Origin of the sequence: Nocardia sp. NBC_00565 (assembly GCF_036345915.1) — a bacterium.
In the GTDB taxonomy this organism is placed as follows: Bacteria; Actinomycetota; Actinomycetes; order Mycobacteriales; family Mycobacteriaceae; genus Nocardia.
Window position 1 is genome coordinate 6,979,466 of record NZ_CP107785.1, and the last position, 17,043, is coordinate 6,996,508.

At 66.2% G+C, this 17,043-nt stretch carries 18 protein-coding genes and 1 riboswitch; of the genes, 11 read left to right on the forward strand and 7 right to left on the reverse strand.

Annotated elements, in window-relative coordinates:
- The first annotated feature begins 76 nt into the window (after positions 1-76).
- Positions 77-1,453: a lipase family protein gene (locus OG874_RS32105; protein ID WP_330257508.1), complete on the forward strand. Its 1,377-nt coding sequence runs from the start codon at positions 77-79 to the stop codon at positions 1,451-1,453.
- A gap of 129 nt (positions 1,454-1,582) precedes the next feature.
- The gene (locus OG874_RS32110; RefSeq protein WP_330250825.1) at positions 1,583-2,065 is read left to right on the forward strand and encodes a VOC family protein; all 483 of its coding nucleotides are present in this window, start codon (positions 1,583-1,585) and stop codon (positions 2,063-2,065) included.
- A gap of 19 nt (positions 2,066-2,084) precedes the next feature.
- Here the strand turns inward: OG874_RS32110 and OG874_RS32115 are convergent, their stop codons facing one another.
- Positions 2,085-2,279 carry a hypothetical protein gene (locus tag OG874_RS32115; protein ID WP_330250826.1) on the reverse strand — a complete coding sequence of 65 codons (195 nt, stop codon included), beginning with the start codon at positions 2,277-2,279 and terminating at the stop codon, positions 2,085-2,087.
- Between the two features lie 108 nt (positions 2,280-2,387).
- A riboswitch (TPP riboswitch) is annotated at positions 2,388-2,513 on the forward strand.
- Here OG874_RS32115 and thiC point away from each other — a divergent pair.
- Entirely contained in the window at positions 2,506-4,131 is a 1,626-nt protein-coding gene (gene thiC, locus OG874_RS32120; RefSeq protein ID WP_330250827.1) for a phosphomethylpyrimidine synthase ThiC, read from the forward strand. Its footprint overlaps the riboswitch before it by 8 nt.
- An 82-nt stretch (positions 4,132-4,213) precedes the next feature.
- Here thiC and OG874_RS32125 read toward each other — a convergent pair whose 3' ends face one another.
- On the reverse strand, positions 4,214-4,621 hold the full coding sequence (locus tag OG874_RS32125) for a hypothetical protein (RefSeq protein ID WP_330250828.1): 408 nt from the start codon (positions 4,619-4,621) through the stop codon (positions 4,214-4,216).
- Positions 4,622-4,679: 58 nt separating this feature from the next.
- On the opposite strand from OG874_RS32125, the gene OG874_RS32130 reads away from it, so the two are divergent.
- A complete protein-coding gene (locus OG874_RS32130) occupies positions 4,680-5,141 on the forward strand; it encodes a MarR family winged helix-turn-helix transcriptional regulator (RefSeq protein WP_330250829.1) in 462 nt (153 codons plus the stop codon).
- A gap of 25 nt (positions 5,142-5,166) precedes the next feature.
- Here OG874_RS32130 and OG874_RS32135 read toward each other — a convergent pair whose 3' ends face one another.
- Both OG874_RS32135 and OG874_RS32140 read right to left on the reverse strand, forming a co-directional pair.
- Positions 5,167-5,706: a YceI family protein gene (locus tag OG874_RS32135; protein ID WP_330250830.1), complete on the reverse strand. Its 540-nt coding sequence runs from the start codon at positions 5,704-5,706 to the stop codon at positions 5,167-5,169.
- Positions 5,707-5,708: 2 nt separating this feature from the next.
- Positions 5,709-6,038, reverse strand: a complete 330-nt coding sequence (locus OG874_RS32140; RefSeq protein WP_330250831.1) for a hypothetical protein — start codon at positions 6,036-6,038, stop codon at positions 5,709-5,711.
- A gap of 134 nt (positions 6,039-6,172) precedes the next feature.
- Here OG874_RS32140 and OG874_RS32145 point away from each other — a divergent pair, with 134 nt between their 5' ends.
- Both OG874_RS32145 and OG874_RS32150 read left to right on the forward strand, forming a co-directional pair.
- Positions 6,173-8,944, forward strand: a complete 2,772-nt coding sequence (locus OG874_RS32145; RefSeq protein WP_330250832.1) for an ATP-binding protein — start codon at positions 6,173-6,175, stop codon at positions 8,942-8,944.
- Between the two features lie 388 nt (positions 8,945-9,332).
- On the forward strand, positions 9,333-9,809 hold the full coding sequence (locus OG874_RS32150) for a DUF1772 domain-containing protein (RefSeq protein ID WP_330250833.1): 477 nt from the start codon (positions 9,333-9,335) through the stop codon (positions 9,807-9,809).
- A 91-nt stretch (positions 9,810-9,900) separates the two neighbouring features.
- On the opposite strand, the gene OG874_RS32155 is transcribed toward OG874_RS32150, so the two are convergent.
- Entirely contained in the window at positions 9,901-10,458 is a 558-nt protein-coding gene (locus OG874_RS32155) for a TetR/AcrR family transcriptional regulator (protein WP_330250834.1), read from the reverse strand.
- A 39-nt stretch (positions 10,459-10,497) separates the two neighbouring features.
- Between OG874_RS32155 and OG874_RS32160 the strand changes: the two genes are divergently transcribed.
- Together OG874_RS32160 and OG874_RS32165 are read left to right on the forward strand one after the other, a co-directional pair.
- Complete coding sequence (locus OG874_RS32160) at positions 10,498-11,742, forward strand: KasA/KasB family beta-ketoacyl-ACP synthase (protein ID WP_330250835.1); 1,245 nt, start codon at positions 10,498-10,500, stop codon at positions 11,740-11,742.
- A 38-nt stretch (positions 11,743-11,780) separates the two neighbouring features.
- Positions 11,781-12,572: a thioesterase family protein gene (locus OG874_RS32165; RefSeq protein ID WP_330250836.1), complete on the forward strand. Its 792-nt coding sequence runs from the start codon at positions 11,781-11,783 to the stop codon at positions 12,570-12,572.
- Here the strand turns inward: OG874_RS32165 and OG874_RS32170 are convergent.
- Positions 12,569-12,976: a VOC family protein gene (locus tag OG874_RS32170; protein ID WP_330250837.1), complete on the reverse strand. Its 408-nt coding sequence runs from the start codon at positions 12,974-12,976 to the stop codon at positions 12,569-12,571. The two genes, OG874_RS32165 and OG874_RS32170, sit on opposite strands and share 4 nt — an antisense overlap.
- 85 nt (positions 12,977-13,061) lie before the next feature.
- On the reverse strand, positions 13,062-13,709 hold the full coding sequence (locus OG874_RS32175) for a TetR/AcrR family transcriptional regulator (protein ID WP_330250838.1): 648 nt from the start codon (positions 13,707-13,709) through the stop codon (positions 13,062-13,064).
- Between the two features lie 86 nt (positions 13,710-13,795).
- Here OG874_RS32175 and OG874_RS32180 point away from each other — a divergent pair, with 86 nt between their 5' ends.
- The 3 genes from OG874_RS32180 (at position 13,796) to OG874_RS32190 (ending at position 16,914) form a co-directional block, all read left to right on the forward strand.
- A complete protein-coding gene (locus tag OG874_RS32180; protein WP_330250839.1) occupies positions 13,796-14,881 on the forward strand; it encodes an epoxide hydrolase family protein in 1,086 nt (361 codons plus the stop codon).
- A 31-nt stretch (positions 14,882-14,912) separates the two neighbouring features.
- Positions 14,913-16,049, forward strand: coding sequence for an epoxide hydrolase family protein (locus OG874_RS32185; protein WP_330250840.1), 1,137 nt, complete (start codon positions 14,913-14,915; stop codon positions 16,047-16,049).
- A 241-nt stretch (positions 16,050-16,290) separates the two neighbouring features.
- Complete coding sequence (locus OG874_RS32190) at positions 16,291-16,914, forward strand: NAD(P)-dependent oxidoreductase (protein ID WP_330250841.1); 624 nt, start codon at positions 16,291-16,293, stop codon at positions 16,912-16,914.
- The last annotated feature ends 129 nt before the right edge of the window (positions 16,915-17,043 follow it).

Here is a 17,043-nt window from a genome sequence, read left to right on the forward strand (position 1 = left end):
GACAAGACTTCTTGTTGGTAACAGGAGATCGTGTTGTAATCGCTGTCACGTCGATGCGGAAGGGGCAGACGTGTCAATGATCAATGGGGATCGATTACGAGCGGTCGCGGCGATGGTGACGATGGCCATGGCGGTGGCAACCGCACTGCTGGCCGGGGGCGTCACCGCCACGCCTGTCGCCGCAATACCACTGCCACAACAGGATTCGTTCTATCAGCCACCCGAGGGCTTCGAATCCCAAGATGTCGGCGCGATCCTGCGCTCGCGCGAGATGCACCTCGCAGTGCTGACCCTGCTGCCGTTGAACGTGCGCTCGTGGCAGCTGCTCTACCGCACCACCGACCTGTTCGGACAGCCGACGGTCGCCGTCACCACCGTGATCCTGCCCGCGGGCGCGGACCCGAACCGGTCGCGGCCACTGGTCTCGCTGCAGTTCTACTACGACAGTGCCAGCATCAACTGCTCGCCGTCATTCGTGCTGCAGCAGGGTGCCGGGCTGCCCGGTGTCGAGGGCGTGCATTCACAGAGCGAGTTGATCGCGATCGCGGCACTGATCAGTCAGGGCTGGGCGATCTCGGTGCCGGACTACGAGGGTCTCAATGGGCATCTCGCGGTGGCCGAGGAGCCGGGATATATGACGCTGGACGGCATTCGGGCCGCCGAGCGCTTCGAACCGCTGGGCCTGGACGGCGCGAATACGCCGGTGGCGATGTGGGGCTACTCCGGCGGTGGGATGGGCACCGGTTGGGCCGCGCAGCTGCAGCCGAGCTACGCGCCCGAGCTGCATGTGCAGGGGGCGGCGCTGGGCGCTCCCGTCTCGGATGTCGAATCCCTGCTGCACGTCAACGGATCGATGTTCTCCAGCCTCATCGGCATCGGCATCTCCTCGCTCTACAACGCCTACCCGAAGTTCCGCGAGACGAGCGATCAGTACCTGACGCCCGAGGGCAAGGCGCTGATGAACCAAACCAACTCGCAGTGCCTGCCGCGCAACGCACTGACCCAGATGTTCACCGACTACCAACGGATACTGACGATTCCGATCGCGCAGTACCTCGCGCTACCGCAGATCCGGGAGGTCTTCGACGCGACGGTGCTCGGCAAGCACACGCCGACCGCGCCACTGTTCGTCTACCAGGGCGTCCTCGACGAGGCCGTCCCGATCTGGACCACCGATCGCCTGACCCAGCAGTGGTGCGCGGACGGCGCGTCGATCGTCTACAAACGCGACCACCTCAGCGAACACCTGACCCTGCCCTCCCTCGGCATGGCCGACACCTTCAACTGGCTGAAGACCCGCCTGGCCCCCAACGCCCCGAACCAACTCGGCTGCCGCACCGACGACATCGTCTCCATGCTGGCCGACTTCAACGCCCTACTAACCCAAATAGAAATCAACCTGAACGCCACCTTCGGCGCCCTGGGCTTCCCCATCGGCCCCCGCGAACGCTGACTACCCGGGTGCTCGTCCCCCGACCAGAACCGGACCGGTCAGAGACGAGCTTCTCGTCGGCGATGAATTCCGGTCTGCCACCGCGTCTGCATTAGTGCAGGTACCAGCACTCCGGTCGGGAGGACCATCATGCAGAAGATCGTCACTAACCTCTGGTACGACACCGAGGCCGAGCAGGCCGCCAAGTTCTACTGCTCCCTCTTCGAGGACGCGAAGATCATCAACATCACGCCTTATAGCGAGGCCGGGCCGCGGGAGGCCGGACTCGTTATGCTCGTCGACTTCGAGATCGCAGGTCAAAAGTTCACCGCCATCAACGGCGGCGGCGACTATCACTACACACACGCCATGTCCCTGCTGGTCAACTGCGACAGTCAGGACGAGGTCGACCGCCTCTGGACGGCGCTCACCGCCGACGGCGGCCAGGAAATCGAGTGCGGTTGGCTCAACGACAAATACGGCATCCCCTGGCAAATCTGGCCCGCCGAAGCCGACGCCCTCGTCAGCAGTCCCGACCGCGCCGCCGCCAACCGCGCCATGAAGGCCATGCTCGGCATGAAGAAAATCAACCTCCAAGCCATGCAAGACGCCTTTGACGGCAAAGTCGACTGACCGAGTTCGGGTATCCGGGTCAGGTGATCTGCCAGGAGCCGACTTCGTGGTAGCCGGAGTTGTAGATGGGGGAGGCGTCACCCTCGATCAGTTGGTAGTGCTTCATATTGCCGCCCCAGTAGCGGAGGATGCGGCCGAGTTCGTCGGCGAGGTCGGCGGGGGCTTTCACGCCGTCTGGCAGGGCATCCAGGTCTACCTCCAGGGTGAATTTCACGTTGTGGAATCTACCGGTGGGGTAGCGGGCGGCGGGCGCTTCGCTGGATGTTCCTCCGATCGCCGGGCAGGGCGCGGACATGGAAAGGTATCGTCGGGCTGGAAAATTTCACACACCCACGGGGGCTCGCACCAGCGGGCTGAGAGGACGGCTAGCCCATTTCGGGCGTCAGGGCCGTCGACCGTATGAACCTGACCGGGTAATGCCGGCGTAGGGAAGGAAATTCATGGGCACACCTGTCGATTCCGTGACCACCGGTCCGATCGAAGGCAGCGTCAAGCATTACCAAGAGGTCGATGACCTGCGCATTCCGGTGCGTCGGATCAACCTGACCAATGGGGAGCACTTCGACGTCTACGACACCTCGGGCCCGTACACCGATGACGCGGCCGGCATCGATCTGGAGGTGGGTCTACCGAAGCTGCGCGACGGCTGGCCCAGGCCCGAGGTGGCCGGTCCGCCGACCCAGCTGGCCTGGGCGCGCCAGGGCATCATCACCCCCGAGATGCGCTTCATCGCCGCGCGCGAGGGCGTGACCGCAGAGGTCGTGCGCGCGGAGGTCGCGGCGGGCCGGGCGGTGATTCCGGCCAACCACAAGCATCCGGAGCTGGAGCCGACCATTATCGGCAAGAAGTTCCTGGTGAAGATCAACGCCAATATCGGCAATTCGGCCGTCTCCTCCTCGATCGCGGAGGAGGTGGAGAAGATGGTGTGGGCCACCCGCTGGGGCGCGGACACCATCATGGATCTGTCCACCGGCAAGAACATCCACGAGACGCGCGAATGGATCCTGCGCAACTCCCCCGTCCCGGTCGGCACCGTGCCGATATACCAGGCGTTGGAGAAGGTGAACGGCGATCCGACGGCGCTCACCTGGGAGATCTACCGCGACACCGTGATCGAGCAGTGCGAGCAGGGCGTCGACTACATGACCGTGCACGCGGGTGTGCTGCTGCGGTACGTGCCGCTCACCGCCAAGCGGGTCACCGGCATCGTCTCGCGCGGCGGATCCATCATGGCCGCATGGTGTTTGGCGCATCATCAGGAGTCGTTCCTGTACACCAACTTCGCCGAACTCTGCGAGATCCTCGCGCGCTACGACGTCACCTTCTCCCTCGGTGACGGTCTGCGTCCCGGCTCTATCGCCGATGCCAACGACGAGGCCCAGTTCGCCGAACTGCGCACCCTCGGCGAACTGACGAAGGTCGCGAAATCCCATGGTGTGCAGGTGATGATCGAGGGTCCCGGCCACGTGCCGATGCACAAGATCGTGGAGAACGTGCGGCTGGAAGAGGAGCTGTGCGAGGAGGCGCCGTTCTATACCCTCGGCCCGCTCGCCACCGATATCGCGCCCGCCTACGACCACATCACCTCGGCCATCGGTGCGGCGATCATCGCGCAGGCGGGCACCGCGATGCTGTGCTACGTCACGCCAAAGGAGCATCTGGGCCTGCCCAACCGCGATGACGTCAAGGTCGGCGTGATCACCTACAAGATCGCCGCGCACGCCGCCGATCTCGCCAAGGGCCACCCGCACGCCCAGGACCGCGATAACGAATTGTCCAAGGCGCGCTTCGAATTCCGCTGGCGCGACCAGTTCGCGCTGTCACTGGATCCGGATACCGCCCGCGAATACCACGACGAAACCCTGCCCGCCGAGCCCGCGAAGACCGCGCACTTCTGCTCCATGTGCGGACCGAAGTTCTGCTCGATGCGGATCTCCGCCGATGTCCGCGAATACGCGGCCCGCCAAGGGCTTTCGGATATCGAGGCGATCGAAGCGGGGATGGCGGCGAAGTCCGCCGAGTTCGCCGACCACGGCGCGCAGGTCTATCTGCCTGTCGTGCCCTAGGTTTCGTCCAGAGCTCAGCCCGCCGCCACCGCGAGCGCGTCGACCGTGCGGTGGCGGCGGGCAGTTCGGCAGGCCGAGCGAGTCAGTAGGACTGGAGTTCGATCAGCGTGCCCGCCGGATCGCGCAGGTGCGCCGTGCGCAGATTCGGTCCCCACTGCGGCCGGTCCACCGCGGCGGCCACCGCTGTCGCGCCATTGCGCAGGCACAGCCGCAGACCGGCATCGACATCGGATACCCGGCAGACGAACATCACCGCGTCCTGCGCGGGCGCCGCCGTCGCGGGCAGTGCGGCGGTACCCGCGACCTCGGCCATCACCGCGCGGTCGAAGAGCACCAGCACCGCTTGGTCGTCGACATCCCAATTCGCATACGGCCCCGCCGCGGTGCCTTTGATCAGCTTCGCACCGACCAGCTGCGGCAGAACGGCGTTGTAGAACTCGAAGCATTCGGCGAAATGGGTGACGAGCAGTCTCGGATACAGGGCTTCCACGCTATCTCCTATTTAGTAGGTGCGCACCTATCATAGGATGGACCCTATAATTTGTCGCATGGCATCCACGCGGGCACTACCACCGAGCCTGCTCGGGCTCGACACCTATCTGCTCTCCCGGGTGGGCAAAGTCGCGCGCGGCCGGTTCGCCGATCGGCTAGCCGCACGCGGATTGCGGCTGTGGCATATGGCGGTACTCGCCGCACTCGCGGATTTCGGTCCGCACGCGCAGCGGGATCTGGGTATCCGGCTCGATATCCACCCCAGCGATGTGGCGAAGATCGTCGACGAACTGGCGAGCGCTGGACAGGTCGAACGCACCCGTGATCCGGTCGATCGACGTCGAATGTCGGTGCGGATCACCAGGACCGGTCGAGCGGCCCTGCGCGCCCTCGACAAAGAGGCACGGCAGGTGCGCGAGGAAATCCTGGCTCCGCTCAGCGAGGATGAACGAAACGCGCTGTCGGACATGCTGCGTCGGCTGTTCGAGCACACCCACCCGGATACCGGCGCGGACTGACCCCACACAGTCCGCGCCGGAATCCTCAGCGCGCCTGAGATTCCGGACGCAACAGCACATTCAGCTCGATCGCGATATACCGCCCGATCATCAATTCCGGTGCCCGGATGCCGATTTCGCGCCGGTCGAGGACGGCGTGGGCGACCAGCCGGACGGTGTCGCCGGGACCGAGGACGAATTTGCTGACGGTGCAGACGAGTTCGGCCCGCCGTCCGCGCACCCGCACGGTGCCGACGACCCGCCACTCACCGGCGGTATCGGTGATGTCCTCAGTGGTGAAGGCCATCAGCGGGTGCCGATCCAGATCGAGCAGACGGCGGCCGCGCAGGTCCCTGTCCCGCTTTGCGTGCGTGGTGTCGATTGCACCTAGATCGACTGTGCCGGTGGCCTTTTCGGGGGCACCATCGGGCCCGGTGGTCAGTCGGCCGTCCCGGATCGGCGCTCGGCCGTGGACGGTGCGGCCGAAGTTTGCGACCGTGAATTCGGCCCGGCTGTGCGCCGGGTCGACCATCCATTGTCGCTGGCCGCGGTGGGTCTGGGGCTCGGTGAGCAGTGTCCAGGTCATGGCTAGCCCCGATTCGCGTAGATATCGGATTTGCTGTGGTGCGCGAGCACCGGGTAGGTCTCCACCCGGTCCGGGCCGGGCAGTAGCGCCGCATCCTCGCCGGGCAGCAGTTCGGTGGCGATGATCGCGCGCTGCGCGACGAGCAGCACGTCCTCCGATTCGGCGATGACGATCACCACCCCGGACCCGTCGTGGCGACGCAGCTCGTAGGCGCAGACCAGTCCGGGGACACCGGCGAGCGCCGGTTCGATACGGTGGCGGGCCGCGTAGTCCGCCGCGACCAGTTGGTCGGCGCTGCGCGGTCCGTCGAAGTAGACGAGTTGTGCGTACATGGGAAAAGGCTCCTGATCTGCGTGAATGATATATTCAGCTTCGGTGTTCCGGCGGCCGCGCGAATCAGTGCCACCACGTATCCGCGGTACTGAACCGGGCGCACGGGCCGCCGAACGCGTGGATACTGCTGCCTATGCAGGAGCCGCTGATCGGTCGTCATCGCGAGCTCGCCCGGCTGCGGGCCGCGGTGCTCGCGGCCGCCGCGGGACCGGGGCGGCTACTGCTGATCGACGGTCCGGCAGGCATCGGCAAGACGCGGCTGGCCGAGCACACCGCGGTGCTGGCCGCCGAATGCGGGCTGCGCGTCGGCCGTGGCTTCGCCGTCGACGACGCGGGCATGCCGCCGCTGTGGCCATGGCATCGGCTCGGCCGCGATCTCCCCGAGCTGGCCGAGGCGCTGGCGGCGGGCGACACCGTGCGATGGGAGGATTCGGCATCGCAGCGGTTTCGTATGTTCACCGCGGTCACCGACGCGTCGGCGACCCTCGCAGCTGAGTCCGGACTCGCGATCGTGCTGGAGGATCTGCACTGGGCCGATCGAACCTCCCTGCTGCTCCTGCGGCACCTCGCCGCCGAACTCCCGAGGCAGCGGCTGTTATTGCTGGTCACCGCCCGCGACCCCGCAGTAGGGCCTTATCTCGAAGAGCTGCCCGAGCTGGTGCGGATGCCGCGCACCCAGACGATGCCGCTGACCGGGCTCTCGATCGAGGAGGTTCGGTATTGGTTGTCGCAGGTCCCCTCCGACTTGGATACCGCGGCCGCCGATCGACTGCACGAACGCACCGGCGGCAACCCGCTCTACGTTCGGCTCGTCGTCGAATCCACATCGGATGCGCCGGATCTGTTGTCCCGTCCTGGTTTTCGACGATTGGCCCTGGCGCAGGTGGACCGGCTCGATGCGGCGACCCGGTCGGTGCTGCGGGCCGCGAGCGTGCTCGGCGAGCGAATCGAACCGGATCTACTCGAACCGATGACGGGTACCTCGGTCGATGCGGCCCTCGATACCGCCACGACCGCCGGTGTGCTCCGGCACCTCGATGACGGCGGTATCGCATTCGTGCACGCGCTGATCCGCGATGCGATCTACGCCGAGCTGCCGCCGTCCGAGCGGACGTCATGGCACCGCAAGGCCGCCGAGCTGCTCGCCGCCCGTGCCGACGGCGACGGCGCGGCGGCCGGACCGATCGCGACGCATTGGCGACATGCGGGTGGCCCGGAAGCCAAACCGGACTGTGCCCACTGGGCCCGCATCGCCGCCGAATCTGCTCGCGCGGCAACCGCATACGACGAAGCGATCCGCTTCCACCAATGGGCGATCGAGGCGAGCGGGCCCAGCGCGCCAGGGCCGCTGCGGGCCGAGCTGCAGATCGAGCTCGCGCGCAGCGAATTCGAGGCCGGACGTATCGATGACAGCGTCGACCACTGTGTGCAGGCCACCGCGATCGCAGAGCAGTCCGCCCGCCCTGACCTCATCGCGGCGGCCGCGTTGGTGGTGCACGGCATCGGAACCCCCAAAGTGATCGCCAGGGTCGATCGACTGTGCCGCAATGCCTTACGAGCCGATGTCGACGATGCGGCGAAGGCCCGGCTCACGGCACATCGCGCCATGGTCGCCGCCGAGATCGGCGAGTGCGACCACGCTAGAACGCTTTCCGCGGCGGCCATGGCGACCGCCGAGCGCAGCGGTGATCCGGACGCGCTGCTCGATGCCATCCATGCCCGCCACCTCGCCCTTTCGGCACCGCATTTTCTCGCCGAGCGGCTGCCACTGGTCGAACGCGCCATCGATATCGGCGCCCGGGCCCGGCAGCCGCTCGCCCAGCTGTGGGGTCATCTCTGGCAGGCCTCGGCCGCATTCCAACTCGGCGATCTCGCCCTCGTCGACCGCACGATCGCCGAACTCGAGCAGGTGGCCGAGCGGGGCAGGCTGCCGATCGCCCGCTGGCATCTGCACCGGCTCGACGCCGTTCGCGCCGCACTCACCGGCGATTTCGCCGCCGCGGACGAAAACAACGATGCCGCATTCGAACTCGCCATCCGGATGGGTGAGTCGTCGCTGCTCGGTCTGCACCAGGCGTTCCGCGGAGTGCTGTCCATGACCCACGGCTGCGTCGACGACGCCGAGGCCGCCGAAAGATTGGCGGCGATACGCGACGCGCCGCAGATACCGTTGACTCGGATCTTCTATCCGATGACGCACGCACTTGCGGGCAATCTGGCCGAGGCACGCGCGTCGTTCAAGGAGTTCCGCGAGCTGCCGGGCACCGTCGAGATCGGTCCGCATTGGCTCGGACTGCTCTTCTGCATCGGTTTCACCGCGGTGTTATTGCGGGACAGGGAGGCCGCCGAGCGCACCTATCAAGCCTTCGGTGCCGACGACTACTACGCGAGCGATGGCGGCGCCGTGCTCTGCCCGGGTTCGATCGCCCGTCCAATCGCCGACCTCGCGCTCACCGCCGGACGCGTCGACGCGGCGATCGAGCATTACCAGCGCGCGATCGCGATGGACACCCGCATCGGCGCTCGCCCGTTTCTGGCATTGAGCCGTCTCGGACTGGCCGACGCCCTGCGCACTCGCGGCACGCCCGCCGACCTGCGCACCGCGCGATCGGCGATAACCGAAGCGGCACACGAGTTCCGGCGGCTCGGCATGTCCCACCGGCTGCAGTCGGCCGATGCGCTGCTCGCCGATATCGATCGGGCCGGCCGCAGCGCCAACCCGCTCACCGCCCGCGAAACCGAGGTCGCGGATCTGGTGGCGGACGGGCTCACCAACCGCGAAATCGCCGCCCGGCTGGTGCTTTCCGAGCGCACGGTGGAAACACATGTCCGCAGCATCCTGGCCAAGCTCAGTCTGCAGAATCGAACCGAGATCGCGGCCTGGAAGCTGCGCCTGCGCCCCTGATGCCCGCCCGATCCTCGGCGGATCGAGCGGGCATCGCGGGTCCGTCAGGCCGCCGCCTTCGTCTCCGGCACGGGTGCCGACCCGCTTTGCGCAACCGCCCCGGGAGCCTTCCGATCCGATTGCGGCGCACGGTATTCCGGTAACAGCCGCCCCCGGGCAACGACCCTGATGCGATCGGCACATTCGGCCAGCAGGGCCGATGCCAAGCGCATGCTTGCCCATTCGAATTCCTGCCAGCATCCACCGCCGAATGGCTAACAGCAGGCTACCGATCTGTTCAGTGCGGCAGTAGACGGAGATATTCACACAGGCGGTGCTCGGTTGACGTCTGCATCTAGCACTGCTAGATTCTCTAACAACGCTACAACGCAGAGGACGGAACAGCATCATGCTCACCACAGCCATCCAGATCATCGCCATCGTCTCGGTCCTCGCGAATGCCGTCGTCTACGGCACCGACGCCTGCTTCGCACTGATCACGCGGGCGGTATACGACCGGCTCGACGACCGCGCCGTGACCGTGAGTGCCGGATGGGGTCACTACTACGGCGATCGCCGGATGCCGATCGTCGGCATCAGCGGTGTGGTAACCGCCGTCGCGACAACGGCTCTCGCGGCCATCGGCGGCCACGTTCCGGCGGCGATCGCGGCGGGTATCGCCGTGGTGGCGCTGGTGAGCTGGCTCGCGATCTACGTCCGGGTCGCCAAGCCGGTGAACGCCCAGCAGACCGCCGCCGCGCAGTCCGGCGTCATCCCGGCGGATGCGCGTGCGCTGCAGGACAAGTGGAACAGCGTGATCAACGGCCGGGTTGCGCTGCAACTGATCGCCGTCGCCGCACTCTGCGCCGCAATCGCCCTCGCCTGACAATCCAACGAACCAACGCCCTTGTGTCGGCTACCCAACCGACACAAGGGCGTTTTCGTCGACAGCGCCTCCCGACCGCGAAATCTCCCGCTCAGCGCACGGTTTGGTCGATCAACCTACGGGCGGCGCGGTCCGTGCGATCGATATCGCCGGTGATCAACCGGTCCTGGATGATGCCGCGCAGCCCCGAAACCAGCAGCGTGGCAACGGCTTCGGGATCATCGATGGACTCGATCCGGCGCAATGCGTCGGCGAGGGTACCGATGAACGTCGCGATCGCGGCATTCGCGTATTCGCCATAGGCACTACCCGGCACACACGCCGCGCCCAGCACCTGCAGCAGCACCCGCACACTCGTCGTGGCCTCCCCCGCGATATTCACCGAACAGAATTCGCCGAGCCGCTCGCGCAGCGCGGAAGCGTCCGAGACATCGGCGAAGACGGCCGCGATATCCGGGCGCTGCGTCATCAGCGCCTGCACCAGCAGTTGCTCCTTGGTGTTGAAGTAGTGGATCAGCATGCGGGAGCTGGTGCCGAGTTCGGCGGCCAGCGGGCGCAGCGACAGGTCGCCGAGGCCGTGTGCGGCGATGTATTCGACGACACCGGCCAGCAGGTCGGCGCGTTTCGCGTGGTCGAGGGGACGAGCCATGAGTTGACTGTAGCGATTGGTACAGGTATTCATGACATCGTGACTGTAACAATCGCTTCAGAAACTCGGCCGTCGGTCGTGGTCACCGCGGTCGCCGCGACCACATCGATCGCCGACGATATCGACGCGACCTGGGCCGGCCTGCTGGCCGGGCATAGCGGCATCGGTGCACTCACCGATGATTTCGTCGCCGAGTACGACCTGCCGGTGCGCATCGGCGGCAAGCTGAAGTCACATCCGAGTGCCCGGCTCACCCGCATCGAACAGCGACGGCATTCCTACGTCGAGCAGCTGGCACTGGTGCTCGGCCGCCAGGTCTGGCACAACGCGGGCGCACCTGAGGTCGAGGGTGAGCGACTCGCGGTCGTCATCGGCACCGGCCTAGGCGGTGGCGACGCGCTGATCAACGCCGTCGACTCGATGCGCGACGGCGGCTATCGCAAGGTCTCCCCGATGTCGGTGCCGATGGTGATGCCGAACGGTCCGGCCGCGACGGTCGGACTCGAAATCGGCGCCAAGGCGGGCGTTTTCGCACCGGTATCGGCCTGTTCCTCCGGTTCGGAGGCGATCGCGCACGCCTGGCGGCTGATCACCACCGGCGAGGCCGATGTCGTGATCGCCGGTGGTGTCGAGGGCCATATCGATGCGGTGCCGATCGCGAGCTTCGCCATGATGCGCGCGATGAGCACCCGCAACGATGAACCGGAACGGGCCTCGCGACCGTTCGACCGAGATCGCGACGGCTTCGTCTTCGGTGAGGCCGGTGCGTTGCTGGTGCTGGAATCCGAGCGACATGCGCGGGCGCGCGGCGCGCGGATCCACGGCCGCGTACTCGGCGCGGGAATCACCTCCGACGCCTACCACATCGTCGCCTCGGAACCGGACGGCATCGGTGCGGCGCGCGCCATGCGCAAGGCGATAAGTACTGCCGGACTGGAGGTTTCGGATATTCAGCACGTCAACGCACACGCCACGTCGACCTCGATCGGCGACGCGTCCGAAGCCAAGGCCATCACCGCCGTCACCCCCGAGGCATCGGTCTACGCGCCCAAATCCGCACTCGGCCATTCGATCGGTGCGGTCGGTGCGCTCGAATCGATCCTCACCCTGCTGACGCTACGCGACCAGATCGTGCCGCCCACCCTGAATCTCGACAATCGAGATCTCGAGATCGACCTCGATATCGTCGCCGGCGCACCGCGCGAGCAGCGCATCGACTACGCGCTGAACAACTCGTTCGGCTTCGGCGGCCACAATGTCGCACTGGCGTTCGGCCGGGCATAGCGACGGCCGCGGATCGCCGCGGAGTAGCGTCGAACGACGTGGCCGACGCCTTCTACATCGCAGATCCGACGAACCCGAATCGGTTCGTCTCGACCGAGCTGACCCGCGGGCCGTGGTCGCCGGACGCCCAGCACGCCGGACCGCCCTCCGCGCTGCTCGGGCATGCGATCGAACGGTGCGAACCGCGGCCCGGATTCCAGGTCGGCCGGGTCGCCGTCGAAATCCTCGGCCCGATTCCGCTGGCGCCGCTGACCGTGGCGACGCGCGTGGCACGGCCCGGACGCAGCGTTGAGCTGATCGAGGCGACGCTGTCCACCGATCGCGGACCGGTCATGCGGGCGAACGCCTGGCGGTTCAAACTCGCCGAGCCGGAACTCGAACTGCCCGAGCAGATCCTGCCCACCGGCGCGCGCCCCGGCCCCGATCAGGCGGTGCCGTCGCAGTTTCCGGCCGCGCAGCCGGTCGGCTTCCACACCGGTACCGAATACCGCTTCGTCACCGGCTCGTTCGCCGAACCCGGACCTGCGATCTGCTGGATCCGACTGAAATATCCGATCGTCGCCGGGACCACCCCGAGTCCACTGGAACGCGCACTCGCCGCGGCGGATTCGGGCAACGGCGTCAGCTCGGTGCTGGACTGGTCCCGATATCTGTTCATCAACACCGATCTCACGGTCACGCTGCATCGGCAGCCGGTCGGCGAATGGGTCTGCCTGGACGCCGCCACCTATCCCCAACCGCACGGCATCGGCCTGGCCGAGTCGGCGCTCTTCGACGAAAAGGGCCCGCTGGGCCGCAGCACCCAAACCCTGTTCCTCGGCCCGCGCTAGGGGCGGGTCGAAATCTGCTGGACGGCCCAGCCGTTGCCGTCCGGGTCGCTGAAGAAGCAGAAGCCGACATTGTCGAGGGGATCCGGGGTGGCCGCCGGGTTCTTGCCGATGACCTGGACATCACTGACCTCGACACCGCGTTCGAGCAATTCGGCGTGCGCCTTGCGAATATCGGGCACGACGAGTTGCAGGCCCTGAATCGACCCCGGTTCCATCTTCGGGACCGCGCCACGGCCGATCACGACGGAGCAGCCGGAGCCGGGCGGGGTCAGCTGCACGATGCGGATCTCGTCGCCGATTTCGGTGTCGTGATCGACGGTGAAACCCAGCTGCCGGGAGTAGAAGTCCTTGGCTCGGTCGATATCGGAGACCGGCACGATCACGACCTCGAGTGTCCAGTTCATGGCGTTTCCTTCGCTGCGGTGGACATGGGTATGCGTAACTGTGCAGACGCCGCGCCCGAGTCGAACTCATCGGTCCGGTGTCGGATCATTTGCGCGGTTGCCAGCGCCAGACGAATTCGCCCGCCATGGGCGGCGGACCGGGGAGATCGCCATCGGCGGACAGTCCGGCGAGCAGCATGGCCAGCACCCGTCGGCGCAGTTCCGCGGTGCGCGCCTGATCCGGCATGGTGATGGCGGCACACGATTCGAGGACCAGGCCGAGGTCATGGGCATTGACGTCCGGGTGCAGGCGGCCGGATGCGTGTGCCCGTCGCACCAACTCCTCGGTGACCGCACCCGAATGCGTGATGACGGGGAGTATCGACTCGTCGGGGGTGAAGGTGCCCGCCAGATGCACCGCCAGCGAGTGCACATCGGCGTCGACGACGCGTTCCAGGAATCCGACGAGTCCGTGCCAGCCATCCGAATCCTCCAGTGCGGCATCGGCTTCGGCGTTGTAGCGGCGTAGTCCCTCGTAGCAGAGGGTGCGCAGCAACACCTCCTTGCTCGGATAACGGCGGTAGAGCGCGCTGATTCCCACGCCCGCGCGTTCGGCGACGGCGGCGATCGGGGCGTTGGTATCGGCCAGGAAGACCGCGCGGGCGGCCTCCAGGATGAGGCCGTCGTTGCGGGCCGCCTGCGCCTTGCGGCCGGGCAGCCGCTTCTGAGCTGGGGTATCGGATGTTTTCGGCATGGGTTCAGATTACCACTTGAAACGGAATGATCCGTTCTGATAATGTTCAAACAGAACGAAGCATTCCGTTTCACAAGGAGTAGCAGATGAACGCCATCACCCCCTTCACCATCGACATCGACCAGGCCGAGCTGGACGACCTGCAGAACCGGTTGGCCCGTACCCGCTGGGCGGATCAGATCCCCGGGTCCGAGGACATCTACGGGGTGAGCGTCGATCGGGTGCGGCATCTGGTGAACTACTGGCGCGAGGGGTTCGACTGGCGCAAGGTCGAGGCGAAGTTGAACGCGTACCCGCAGTTCACCACCGAGATCGATGGGCAGAATATTCACTTCCTGCACGTTGAGTCGCCGCAGGACAACGCTTTTCCGTTGATCCTCACGCATGGCTGGCCGGGGACCTTCGTCGAATTCCTCGGTGTGATCGAGCCGTTGACCGCGGCCGGATTCGATCTGGTGATCCCCTCGGTGCCGGGTTATGGATTCTCCGGTCCGACAACCGAATCCGGATGGAACGATCAGCGCATCGCCAAGGCGTGGGCCGAGCTGATGAACCGCCTCGGGTACACCCGCTACGGCGCGGTCGGCAATGACGGCGGCGCGCAGATCTCACCGGAGCTCGGTCGGGTCGCGCCGGAAAGTGTTGTGGCCATTCAGATTTCGCAGGTGTACGCGTTTCCGACGGGCGATCCGGCGGAACTGGCCGACCTCACCGCCGACGAGCAGCAGTCGCTGGCGACGCTGGACTGGTTCGTCAAGAACAAGATGGGCTACAACATCCTGCAGTCACAGCAGCCGCAGACCCTGGCGCACGCGCTGATGGATTCGCCGACCGGTCTGGTCGGCTGGAACAGCCAACTGATGGGCCCGGATCTGGATGACGAATTCGTGCTGACCAATATCGCGATCCATTGGCTCACCGGCACAGCGGGTTCCGCGATCCGGCACTACTTCGAGAAGGCCAAGGCGCAGCAGCCCACCGAACCAACCACGGTGCCGCTGGGACTGTCCGGATCGAACGGTGACTTCCACGGGATCCGCCGGTTCGCCGACCGCGATCACGCCAACATCGTCTCGTGGCGGACCCACGACGTGTACACCCACTACCTGCACCACGCCGCCCCCGCGCTGATGGCCGGCGAGATCACCGAATTCTTCGCGCAGTACCGCTGAACCACCCAGCGAACACGACCAGGAGATTGCCATGAATGCCATCCGTCCCTTCAGCATCGACATCCCGCAGGACAAGCTCGACGATCTGGCCGATCGGCTGCACCGGACGTTGTGGCCGAACGAGCTGCCCGGAGTCGGTGATTCGTACGGCGTGCCCGGCGATCGGGTCCGCGCACTCGCCGAATACTGGCTCGACAGCTTCGATTGGCGGGCACTCGAGGCAAAGCTGAACAGCTACCCCCAGTTCACCACCGAAATCGACGGAGAGAATATCTATTTCCTGCACATCCGGTCCGCGCGCGCGGATGCGCTGCCGGTGATCCTGACGCACGGCTGGCCGGGTTCGGTGCTCGAATACCTCGATGTCATCGAGCTGCTGACCGCACCGGAATCGGCCGATGCCCCGGCCTTCCACGTGGTGATTCCGGCCCTGCCCGGCATCGGTTTCGCAGGCCCGACCCACAGCACCGGCTGGACCATGCGGCGGGTCGCACAAGCTTGGATCGAGCTGATGGATCGACTCGGCTACGACCGCTTCGGTGCGATCGGGAACGATGGCGGCTCGATGGTTTCACCGGAGATCGGCCGACTCGTCCCCGATCGGGTGGTGGGTGTGCATGTGACACAGCTGTTTTCGTTCCCGTCGGGCGATCCGGCCGAGTTCGAGAGCATCTCGCCGGCGGACCTCGCGGCGCTGGAGCACCTGAAGTGGTTCCAGGACAACAAGATGGCCTTCAATATCTTGTGCAGCCAGCAGCCGCAGACGCTGGCGTATGCGATCTCGGATTCGCCGGTGGGCCTCTTGGGTTGGAACGCACAGCTTTTCGGGGAAAGTCTGGACGCCGAATTCGTGGTCGGCAATGTGGCGCTCTACTGGTTGACCGGCACCGCGGGATCGTCGGTCCGGTTCTACTACGAACAGGCGCACAGCGCCGATCGACCGACCGGTCCGACCACGGCGCCGACCGCGCTGGCGATGTTCAAGGGCGATTTCCAGTCGATGCGGCGCTTCGCGGAGCGGGATCACCGCAATATCGTCAGTTGGAACTCCTACGATTCGGGGTCGGTGGTCGGCGGCCCGAACGATGCCGCGGGTCATTTCGCCGCCCATGAGGCGCCCGAGTTGCTGATCGGCGATATCCGCCGATTCTTCGCAAAGCTCAGTTGATAGAAAACCGCTGGTCAACGGCCCGCGTTCCCGCTACGGGGGCGTGGGCCGTCGCGCGTAGACACCCTCTTATGTCCGCGAGACGCACGACCATGGTTCGGCTCGTTCTCCGCTGTTGTACTGGATTCACCAACAGCTCAACAGCTTTCGACACCAGCGGTGCGAGCGTCAGGCCCGGAGGCGGCAGCCTGCGTAACCACGTAGGGCTCGGGAGCACCGCAAATTCAACAAGGAGAAAACAATGCGAATCGCAGTCTTCGGAGCCACCAGCACCGTCGGTCGTCTGGTCGTCGAGCAGGCGCTGGCGCAGGGGCACGAGGTCACCGCCTTCACTCGCAGCGCGGCCGGCATCGAGCAGCGGCACGAGCGGCTGCACATCGTGGAAGGCAATGTGCTGGACACGAATTCGGTCGAAAAGGCCGTCACCGGTCAGGACGCGGTGCTGATCTCGCTCGGCGCGGGCCGCAAGGGCGTCATCCGGGCCGCGGGCACTCGTGCGGTGATCGAGGCGATGAACCGGACCGGCGTGCAGCGCCTGATCTGCCAGACCACCCTCGGCGTCGGCGACAGCGCGGGCAACCTGAACTTCCTCTGGAAGTACGTGATGTTCGGCATGCTGCTGCGCCAGGCCTACGCCGACCACGTCCAGCAGGAAGAACACGTCCACGCCAGCAACCTCGACTGGACCATCGTCCGCCCGAGCGCCTTCACCGACGGCCCCGCCACCGGCACCTTCCGCCGTGCGGTTCCCGCCGACGCGAAAGGTCTCTCCCTGAAAATCGCCCGCGCCGACATCGCCGCCTTCATGCTCGAGCAGCTGACCGACAAGACCTACCTTCACCAGGCCCCGGGCATCTCGAACTGAGCCCCGATCGTGCCCGCCAACTCGGCGAAGCCCGATCGACCCCCACCGATACCCACGCCCGCCCACGGCGCGTGGGTATCGGCGTCTTATGCCGAGGGGCGCAGGTTCGAAAGCACTCGGATGGCGTCG

Coding starts and splice junctions, on each gene's coding strand:
- OG874_RS32185 (WP_330250840.1), top strand. CDS start 14,913: ATGAATGCCATCCGTCCCTTCAGCATCGACATCCCGCAGGACAAGCTC.
- OG874_RS32135 (WP_330250830.1), bottom strand. CDS start 5,706: ATGACCTGGACACTGCTCACCGAGCCCCAGACCCACCGCGGCCAGCGA.
- OG874_RS32140 (WP_330250831.1), bottom strand. CDS start 6,038: ATGTACGCACAACTCGTCTACTTCGACGGACCGCGCAGCGCCGACCAA.
- OG874_RS32180 (WP_330250839.1), top strand. CDS start 13,796: ATGAACGCCATCACCCCCTTCACCATCGACATCGACCAGGCCGAGCTG.
- OG874_RS32145 (WP_330250832.1), top strand. CDS start 6,173: ATGCAGGAGCCGCTGATCGGTCGTCATCGCGAGCTCGCCCGGCTGCGG.
- OG874_RS32110 (WP_330250825.1), top strand. CDS start 1,583: ATGCAGAAGATCGTCACTAACCTCTGGTACGACACCGAGGCCGAGCAG.
- OG874_RS32175 (WP_330250838.1), bottom strand. CDS start 13,709: ATGCCGAAAACATCCGATACCCCAGCTCAGAAGCGGCTGCCCGGCCGC.
- OG874_RS32130 (WP_330250829.1), top strand. CDS start 4,680: ATGGCATCCACGCGGGCACTACCACCGAGCCTGCTCGGGCTCGACACC.
- OG874_RS32105 (WP_330257508.1), top strand. CDS start 77: ATGATCAATGGGGATCGATTACGAGCGGTCGCGGCGATGGTGACGATG.
- OG874_RS32190 (WP_330250841.1), top strand. CDS start 16,291: ATGCGAATCGCAGTCTTCGGAGCCACCAGCACCGTCGGTCGTCTGGTC.
- OG874_RS32170 (WP_330250837.1), bottom strand. CDS start 12,976: ATGAACTGGACACTCGAGGTCGTGATCGTGCCGGTCTCCGATATCGAC.
- OG874_RS32155 (WP_330250834.1), bottom strand. CDS start 10,458: ATGGCTCGTCCCCTCGACCACGCGAAACGCGCCGACCTGCTGGCCGGT.
- OG874_RS32150 (WP_330250833.1), top strand. CDS start 9,333: ATGCTCACCACAGCCATCCAGATCATCGCCATCGTCTCGGTCCTCGCG.
- thiC (WP_330250827.1), top strand. CDS start 2,506: ATGGGCACACCTGTCGATTCCGTGACCACCGGTCCGATCGAAGGCAGC.